Source organism: Mesorhizobium sp. PL10, assembly GCF_053714315.1.
The window spans coordinates 1-896 of record NZ_JBSKBR010000156.1; the positions used below are offsets into that span (position 1 = coordinate 1).

The following is an 896-nucleotide window of genomic DNA, read 5'->3' on the forward strand; positions in this document are numbered from 1 at the left end:
GCGCAATCGCGCTCGACATCGTCATCTTGAAGGAAAGAGTAACGACGCAGAAGGCGTTTGCCATGGTTATGGTCTTTCTTGGCGGTTTCTTCCTGATTGCCGGCGACGGGCTGGTAACGGGAAGCACGATGGGCGTTACTCTCGCCCTCATTGCTGGCCTGGGTTATGCCAGCTTCATCTTCGCTTGGAAATTCTTCAAACTCCGCTCGTCCTTGGAAAATTTCTGGTTGTTCCTGGCGTATGGACTGGTCATGCTCGCCGTGCCCTATTTATGGAGCGGTGCACAAATTCCGTCGGCAAACGCATTGCCGAGCCTGTTGTCGCTGGGCGTTATTCCGTCATTTTGCGGCTTTTACTGCACGATTCTCGCCCTACAGCATATCGAAGCGTACAAAACACAGGTCATCGAATCGAGCGAGCCGTTCTTTTCCGCGCTCTTTGCCGCCGTGTTCTTCGGCGAATGGCTGACAGGTTCAGGAATGTGTGCGTCCCTGGCTATCATTCTTGGTGCGTTAATCACGTCAATGCCTGATCGTCGCGGCGTCCCCATACAGGTGCGCTCAATCGGCGAAAGGGAGTAACGCACCGTGCTTGTTGTCTCTTTTCCGAGGACCAATATCCTCACAGGCGGGCCTTGCGCGTCTCGAACAGGAGCGGGAGGCGAGACCACATGCGATGGTGCGTCTCATCGCAAGCATTATCGGCATCGGCATCGAGACAGCAGCATGCTGGTTCAGGAGGTGCTTTCCCGGAATCTTCGCGACCCGCGAGCTGTAGCGCGCTATGCTAGCCCTACTGGCGCGCCCGACGAAAGCGGATCCAAGCGGCGGCAGAAGGGACTGGCGAAGGCCGGCAACGCCCGCGTACGCCGCGGCCTGATCCAACTTGCCTGGCGC

General features: G+C 57.5%; 1 protein-coding gene and 1 pseudogene. Both read left to right on the top strand.

Annotated elements, in window-relative coordinates; all coding sequences use genetic code 11:
* On the top strand, positions 1-581 hold a 581-nt coding region (locus ACWGTO_RS33600), incomplete at its 5' end, for a DMT family transporter (protein WP_454578968.1).
* 46 nt (positions 582-627) lie between these two features.
* Positions 628-896 (top strand): annotated as a pseudogene (locus tag ACWGTO_RS33605) (transposase); the annotation flags it as partial.